Here is a 7,769-nt window from a genome sequence, read left to right on the forward strand (position 1 = left end):
CCGCGTCGACGCCCTGCGCAAGGCCGCCGGCCTCTGAGGCGGACGGCACCACGGCTGACGTCGGCTCCCGGGACCACCGTTCGGTGCTCCCGGGAGCCGACGTCGTCATGCCGTCCATGCATGTGAACGGCGGGCCGCGAGCGGCCCGTTGTCAGTGGCGTTTGGTAAGAATGCAAGCGTGAGCAGCGAGAACGAGCAGGGGGGCGGGGGCGTCGAAGGGACGCCGCCGGAGCAGCTCGCGCTCATCAGGGAGAGCGTGCGCAAGGCGAAGACGCCACGCGCCAAACCGCGCACCTGGCGGGGCGCCGCGCTCGCCAAGGAGCTGCCCGTCGCCCGGGTCCTGGTCGACAAGGGCGTACTGCACCTCGACCGCTACTTCGACTACGCCGTCCCCGAAGAGCTGGACGAGCAGGCGCAGCCCGGGGTGCGGGTGCGAGTGCGGTTCGGGGCCGGTCGGCACCGGGTGCGCGAAGGGCGCCGCGAGGGCGGCGGGCTCATCGACGGCTTCCTCGTCGAGCGCCGCGCCGAGTCCGACTACTCCGGACCGCTGGCCGCGCTGGCCCAGGTCGTCTCCCCGGAGCCCGTGCTGAGCGAGGAGCTGCTCGGCCTCGCCCGGGCCGTCGCCGACCGCTACGCCGGCAGCCTCGCCGATGTGCTCCAGCTGGCCGTGCCGCCGCGCAGCGCCGCCGCCGAGAAGCGCCCGTCGCCCGCGCCGCTGCCGCCGCCCACGCGACCCGGCCCCGGCTCCTGGGGGCGGTACGAGCACGGGGTCGCCTTCCTCGACGCGCTGGCCTCCGGCGGAGCCCCCAGGGCCGTCTGGAACGCGCTGCCGGGTCCGCTGTGGAGCGAGGAGGTGGCCCGGGCCGTCGCCGCCACGCTCGCCTCGGGGCGCGGCGCTCTCGTCGTCGTACCGGACGGGCGGGCCGCCGCGCGGGTCGACGCGGCGCTCACTGCGCTGCTCGGCCCCGGGCGGCACGCCCTGCTCACCGCGGACGCGGGCCCCGAGAAGCGGTACGCGCAGTGGCTCGCCGTACGGCGCGGATCCGTACGGGCCGTCGTGGGGACACGGGCCGCCATGTTCGCCCCCGTGCGCGACCTGGGCCTCGTCGCGGTCTGGGACGACGGCGACGACAGCCTCAGCGATCAGCACGCCCCGCAGCCGCACGCCCGCGATGTGCTGCTGCTGCGCGCCGCGCTGGACAAGTGCGCCTTCCTGCTGGGTGGCCTCTCCTGCACCGTGGAGGCCGCCCAGCTCGTGGAGAGCGGCTGGGCCCGGCCGCTGGTCGCCGGCCGTGAGCAGGTACGGCGGGCGGTGCCCCTGGTCCGGACGGTCGGGGACGAGCATCTCGCGCGCGATGAGGCCGCCCGCGCCGCCCGGTTGCCGACCCTCGCCTGGGAGGCGGCCAGGGAAGGGCTGCGGCACGGCCCGGTGCTGGTGCAGGTGCCCAGGCGGGGCTACGTGCCCCGCCTGGCCTGCGACCACTGCCGGGAGCCCGCGCGGTGCCGGCACTGCTCCGGACCGCTCCAGGGCCAGGACGCCGGAGTGCTGGTATGCGGCTGGTGCGGGCGCGAGGAGAGCGCGTGGCACTGCCCGGAGTGCGGCGGCTTCCGGCTGCGCGCCCAGGTGGTGGGGGCACGGCGGACGGCCGAGGAACTGGGGCGCGCCTTTCCCGCCGTTCCGGTGCGGACCTCGGGACGGGAGCATGTGCTGGACACCGTGCCGGGCACGCCCGCGCTGGTGGTGAGCACCCCGGGCGCCGAGCCCGTCGCCGAGGGCGGCTACGCGGCGGCCCTGCTGCTGGACGGCTGGGCCATGCTCGTCCGCCCCGACCTGCGGGCCGGCGAGGACGCGCTGCGCCGGTGGATCGCGGCGAGCGCGCTGGTCCGGTCGCAGGGTGAGGGGGGCACGGTGGTCGTGGTGGCCGAGCCGACCCTGCGGCCGGTGCAGGCGCTGGTGCGCTGGGACCCCGTCGGGCACGCGGTGCGGGAGCTGGCCGAGCGGGCGGAGCTGGGCTTCCCGCCGGTGTCCCGGATGGCGGCCGTCACGGGACCGCCGGCGGCTGTCGCCGGATTCCTGGCGTCGGCCGAACTGCCGCCGGACGCCGAGGTGTTGGGGCCGGTTCCGGTGCCGTCCACGCCGCCCGGCCGACCCCGCAGGCCCGGTGCTCCGCCGCCCGGTGAGCACTGGGAGCGGGCGCTCGTACGGGTGCCGCCCGGGAGCGGGGCGGCGCTGGCCGCCGCGCTGAAGGCCGCCCAGGCCGCGCGGATGGCGCGGGGGAGTGGGAACGGCAGCGGGGCCGGAGAGCCCGTGCGGGTGCGGATCGATCCGCCGGACATCGGGTGACGCGCGTCCCCCGGGAGATGTGACCGCCCTCCCGGACATGGTGCCGGGAGGGCAGGGCGGCGCGGACCGGTGGGGGCGGGCGGCGCGTCAGCCGTTGCGGGGCCCGGGGAAGGCCGTCGGGCGGGCGTCGTCGCGCAGCGCGGGGCTGCCGGCGGTGGGCTGCGTGGGCATGGAGCGGGCCGCGGGGACCGTGGGCACCGAGGGCAGGCCGGTGTTCGCGCCGAGCGTGCGCGAGCCGGACGGCTCCGGCGTCCGTTCGGCCTCGGCGGCGGCCGCCTGGGCCGCGGCGCGGCGGGCGCCGTAACGGCGGTGCACCGCCTGCTTGGTGACCCCGAGCGCCGAGCCCACCGCGTCCCACGAGAAGCCGAGTGAGCGGTCGAAGTCCACGGCGGCCGTGACCAGGGTCTCGACGCTGTCGCGGAGTTCCTGGGCCAGGCGGACCGTCGGGGCGGGGGCGCGTCCGTAGACGACGAAGCCCGTGGACGGGCCGGAGCGGCGCGGGCGGTAGACGTTGCCCAGCTGGGCGGTGAGCGTGCGCAGCGCGTCCACCTGCCGGCGGACCCGCTCGATGTCCCGCACCAGCAAGTGCAGGCTGGCCCGGGCCTGGGCGTCGTGGGTTGCGTGGTCGGCCATGAACAAGCCTCTCGAACCGGCGTTGAAAGGAATTGGGCCGCGAAAGCGGCCCGTTGCGGTCAACTCTTTCTTGACCAACGCGTGTGCGCGCCGCTGGTCACGGGGTGGGGGCGTACGGGCATATGCGTACGCCGGTCGGCCGGGCGCCCGCGCCCGGCGGTGGTGCGGGACCGCTTCCGCGCCGGCGCCCCGCCCGTGTCTCCCGACCGCGACGCCGACCTGTGCAGCTCCGGCCGTCGGCGGGTTTTCCCCGGTGGTCATAGACTGGTGCGCTGCCCGTCCGACCCCCGCCAGAGAGGCCCGATCCCGCCCATGAAGCTCGTCTTCGCCGGTACCCCCGAGGTCGCCGTTCCCGCTCTGGACGCCCTGATCGCCTCCGGGCGGCACGAGGTCGCCGCCGTCGTCACGCGGCCCGACGCGCCGGCCGGACGCGGGCGCAGACTGGTCGCGTCGCCCGTGGCCGAGCGGGCGGAGGAGGCCGGGATCGAGGTGCTCAAGCCCCTCAAGCCGCGCGACCCGGAGTTCCTGGAGCTGCTGACGCGGATCGCCCCGGACTGCTGCCCGGTCGTCGCCTACGGCGCCCTGCTGCCCAGGGTCGCCCTCGACATCCCCGCGCACGGCTGGGTCAACCTGCACTTCTCGCTGCTGCCCGCCTGGCGCGGGGCAGCGCCGGTGCAGCACTCCATCATGGCGGGCGACGAGATCACCGGCGCCTCCACCTTCCTCATCGAGGAGGGCCTCGACTCCGGGCCCGTCTACGGCACCGTCACCGAGGAGGTGCGGGCCACCGACACCAGCGGCGACCTGCTCACGCGGCTCGCGTTCGCCGGCGCCGGGCTGCTCGCCGCGACCATGGACGGCATCGAGGACGGCACCCTGAAGGCCGTACCGCAGCCGGCCGACGGCATCACCGTCGCGCCGAAGATCACCGTCGAGGACGCCCAGGTGGACTGGGCCGCACCCGCGCTGCGCGTCGACCGGGTCGTGCGCGGCTGCACCCCGGCGCCCGGCGCCTGGACCACCTTCCGCGGCGAGCGGCTGAAGCTCATCCAGGTCACGCCCGCGCCGGAGCGGACCGACCTCGCGCCGGGGCGGATGGCGGGCGGCAAGAACAGCGTGCACGTCGGCACCGGTTCGTACGCCGTCGAGCTGCTCTGGGTGCAGGCCCAGGGCAAGAAGCCGATGCGGGCGGCCGACTGGGCCCGCGGGGTGCGCATCGCCGAGGACGAGACCCTCGGGGGCTGAGCGCTCCCCTGGAGGTGCCGCGAGGTGCCGCCGAACCACACCGGACGTCGCCGGACCCGCTGCAGGGCCCCGAGGCCCGGGCGGCGGCGGCGACGGTGTGCGGACGTAGGCTGGAGACCGCACCTCCTTCCTCGTATCCGGAGCACCTTTTTCGTGAGTGAGCAGTCCCGGCGGCCCCGTAAGCCCGCCAAGCCCTACCGCCGACCGCAGAAGGACCCCGTCCGCATCCTGGCCTTCGAGGCGCTGCGCGCGGTCGACGAGCGGGACGCGTACGCCAACCTCGTGCTGCCGCCGCTGCTGCGCAAGGCGCGCGAGAAGGAGGGGCCGGAGAAGTTCGACGCACGGGACGCGGCCCTCGCCACCGAGCTCGTGTACGGCACGCTGCGCCGGCAGGGGACGTACGACGCCGTCATCGCCGCCTGTGTCGACCGGCCGCTGCGCGAGGTCGATCCGCCGGTGCTGGACGTGCTCAGCCTCGGAGTGCACCAGCTGCTCGGCACCCGGATCCCGGCGCACGCCGCCGTGTCCGCCTCCGTCGAGCTGGCCCGCGTGGTGCTCGGCGACGGACGGGCCAAGTTCGTCAACGCCGTGCTGCGCAAGGTGACCCAGCACGACCTCGACGGCTGGCTGGAGAAGGTCGCGCCGCCCTACGACGAGGACCCCGAGGACCACCTCGCCGTCGTGCACTCGCACCCCCGCTGGGTCGTCTCCGCGCTCTGGGACTCCCTCGGCGGGGGGCGCGCCGGGATCGAGGACCTGCTGGAGGCCGACAACGAGCGGCCCGAGGTGACCCTGGTCGCGCGGCCGGGGCGGGCCACCGCCGAGGAGCTGCTGCGTGAGGAGGCCGCCGTGCCCGGGCGCTGGTCGCCGTACGCGGTGCGGCTCGCCGAGGGCGGTGAGCCGGGCGCGGTGGAGGCCGTGCGCGAGGGACGGGCCGGGGTGCAGGACGAGGGCAGCCAGCTGGTGGCCCTGGCGCTCGCCAACGCGCCCGTCGAGGGGACCGACGCGCGGTGGCTCGACGGCTGCGCCGGCCCCGGCGGCAAGGCCGCGCTGCTCGCCGCCCTCGCCGCCGAGCGCGGCGCCACGCTGCTCGCCTCCGAGAAGCAGCCGCACCGGGCCGGGCTGGTCGCCAAGGCGCTGGCCGGCAACCCCGGGCCGTACCAGGTCATCGCCGCCGACGGCACCCGGCCGCCGTGGCGGCCGGGGACCTTCGACCGCGTGCTGATGGACGTGCCGTGCACCGGGCTCGGCGCGCTGCGCAGGCGGCCCGAGGCCCGCTGGCGGCGGCGCCCCGAGGACCTGGAGAACTTCGCGCCGCTCCAGCGCGCCCTGCTGCGCACCGCGCTCGACGCGGTGCGCGTCGGCGGCGTCGTCGGGTACGCCACCTGCTCGCCGCATCTCGCCGAGACGCGGGCGGTCGTCGCTGACGTGCTCAAGCAGCACCCGCAGACGGAGTTGATCGACGCGCGCCCGCTGCTGCCCGGCGTACCGGCGCTCGGCGAGGGGCCGGACCTCCAGCTGTGGCCGCATCTGCACGGCACCGACGCGATGTACCTGGCGCTCATCCGTCGTACCGGCTGAGGTCACGCGCTCACCGGGAGTCATCCACAGGCGGCCGCGCCAGTATGATGAACGGCCCCGCCTGTGGACGGACGCGAACATCAGTGCTCCGGACATGGCAGTCTTGGGGCATGGCCCAGATCAACCCCAGCATCCTGTCCGCCGACTTCGCCCGCCTCGCGGAGGAGGCCAAGGCGGTCCAAGGCGCCGACTGGCTCCATGTCGACGTCATGGACAACCACTTCGTCCCGAACCTCACGCTCGGCGTGCCGGTCGTGGAGTCCCTGGCGCGTGCGACGGACACCCCGCTGGACTGCCATCTGATGATCGAGGACCCCGACCGCTGGGCCCCCCGGTACGTGGAGGCGGGCGCCTCCTCGGTCACCTTCCACGTGGAGGCGGCCGCCGCTCCCGTGCGGCTCGCCCGGGAGATCCGCGCCAAGGGTGCCCGTGCCTCCATGGCGCTCAAGCCGGCGACGCCGATCGAGCCGTTCGAGGACCTGCTGCCCGAACTCGACATGCTGCTGATCATGACGGTCGAGCCCGGTTTCGGCGGCCAGGCGTTCCTCGACATCATGCTGCCGAAGATCCGCCGCACCCGGGAGCTGATCGCCAAGCACGGCCTCCAGATGTGGCTCCAGGTGGACGGCGGTGTCTCCGCCTCGACGATCGAGCAGTGCGCGGAGGCGGGCGCGGACGTGTTCGTGGCCGGCTCGGCGGTCTACGGCGCGGCCGACCCGGCGGAGGCGGTGCGTGCCCTGCGCGCCCAGGCGGAGGCGGTCACCGCCCAGTCGTCCTGGGCATGCGACCACTGAGCCACAGATACATGAACGGTTAAGTGAACGGCGCCCATCAGGGCAGATCAGTCGCCCCGAATCTGCAAGGATGAACGGCGAATCCAGAGTGTGAACAGCAGTGAGGAGATCGCCGTGTCGGGTATGTCGGCGGGCCGGTCAGCCATGCGGATGGGACCCGCTGAGCTGGTCCAGGCGGCGGCCATGGCCCGCCGCTTCTACCTCGAGGGGAAGTCCAAGATCCAGATCGCCGAGGAGTTCGGCGTCAGCCGCTTCAAGGTGGCCCGGGTCCTGGAGACGGCCCTCGAACGGGATCTCGTACGGATCGAGATCCGCGTGCCGGCCGAGCTGGACGCCGAGCGCTCCGACGCGCTCCGCGCCCGGTACGGCCTGAGGCACGCCGTCGTGGTCGAGTCCCCGGCCGAGGCCGAGGAGACCCCCGACCCGGAGAACCTCGGCGAGGTCGCCGCCGACCTGCTCGGCGAACTCGTCGACGAGGGGGACGTGCTGGGGCTGGCCTGGGGCCGGTCCACCATCCACATGGCGGCGGCGCTCGACAGGCTGCCGCCGTGCACCGTGGTGCAGCTGACGGGGGTGTACGACGCCGGGACCGCCGAGCGCGGATCGGTGGAGGCGGTGCGCCGCGCCGCGCAGGTGTCGGGCGGGGACGCGCACCCCATCTACGCGCCGATGCTGCTGCCGGACGCGGCCACCGCGGCGGCGCTGCGCCACCAGACCGGGATCGCCCGGGCCTTCGAGTACTTCGACAAGGTCACGGTCGCCTGCGTCTCCATCGGCTCCTGGGAACCGGGCATCTCGACGGTGCACGACATGCTCAGCGACGAGGAGCGGGCGCACTACGCCTCGCTCGGTGTCGCCGCCGAGATGTCCGCGCACCTCTTCGACGCCGAGGGCCGCCGGATCGGGCGGGACCTGGGGGAGCGGTGCATCACGGTCAAGGCCGACCAGCTGCGCCGTATCCCGGAGGTCGTGGCGATCGCGGGCGGACAGCGCAAGGCGGCCGCGATCGACGCGGTGCTGCGCTCCGGGCTGGTCACCAGCCTGGTCACGGACACCTCGGCCGCGGACTACCTGATGACGGCGGGCCCGACCCCGAAGCCGGCCCTGAGCCGCGCGGACCCCGACGGTTCCTGACCGCCCCCCCCCCCCCCCCCCCCCCCCCCCCCCCCCCC

At 75.4% G+C, this 7,769-nt stretch carries 6 protein-coding genes; 5 read left to right on the forward strand and 1 reads right to left on the reverse strand.

What is annotated here, in order from left to right; genetic code table 11:
• The first annotated feature begins 178 nt into the window (after positions 1-178).
• Positions 179-2,344, forward strand: a complete 2,166-nt coding sequence (locus BIV23_RS44585) for a primosomal protein N' (protein WP_071386715.1) — start codon at positions 179-181, stop codon at positions 2,342-2,344.
• Between the two features lie 87 nt (positions 2,345-2,431).
• Here BIV23_RS44585 and BIV23_RS44590 read toward each other — a convergent pair whose 3' ends face one another.
• A complete protein-coding gene (locus BIV23_RS44590) occupies positions 2,432-2,977 on the reverse strand; it encodes a hypothetical protein (protein ID WP_071386716.1) in 546 nt (181 codons plus the stop codon).
• Between the two features lie 312 nt (positions 2,978-3,289).
• Between BIV23_RS44590 and fmt the strand changes: the two genes are divergently transcribed.
• The 4 genes from fmt (at position 3,290) to BIV23_RS44610 (ending at position 7,731) form a co-directional block, all read left to right on the forward strand.
• Positions 3,290-4,222: a methionyl-tRNA formyltransferase gene (gene fmt / locus BIV23_RS44595; RefSeq protein ID WP_071386717.1), complete on the forward strand. Its 933-nt coding sequence runs from the start codon at positions 3,290-3,292 to the stop codon at positions 4,220-4,222.
• Between the two features lie 153 nt (positions 4,223-4,375).
• Positions 4,376-5,803: an RsmB/NOP family class I SAM-dependent RNA methyltransferase gene (locus tag BIV23_RS44600; RefSeq protein WP_071386718.1), complete on the forward strand. Its 1,428-nt coding sequence runs from the start codon at positions 4,376-4,378 to the stop codon at positions 5,801-5,803.
• Between the two features lie 110 nt (positions 5,804-5,913).
• Complete coding sequence (gene rpe / locus BIV23_RS44605; RefSeq protein WP_071386719.1) at positions 5,914-6,597, forward strand: ribulose-phosphate 3-epimerase; 684 nt, start codon at positions 5,914-5,916, stop codon at positions 6,595-6,597.
• A gap of 90 nt (positions 6,598-6,687) precedes the next feature.
• Positions 6,688-7,731: a sugar-binding transcriptional regulator gene (locus tag BIV23_RS44610; protein WP_071386720.1), complete on the forward strand. Its 1,044-nt coding sequence runs from the start codon at positions 6,688-6,690 to the stop codon at positions 7,729-7,731.
• Positions 7,732-7,769: the final 38 nt, after the last annotated feature.

The sequence above is a fragment of the Streptomyces monashensis genome (assembly GCF_001866665.1).
GTDB lineage: Bacteria > Actinomycetota > Actinomycetes > Streptomycetales > Streptomycetaceae > Streptomyces > Streptomyces monashensis.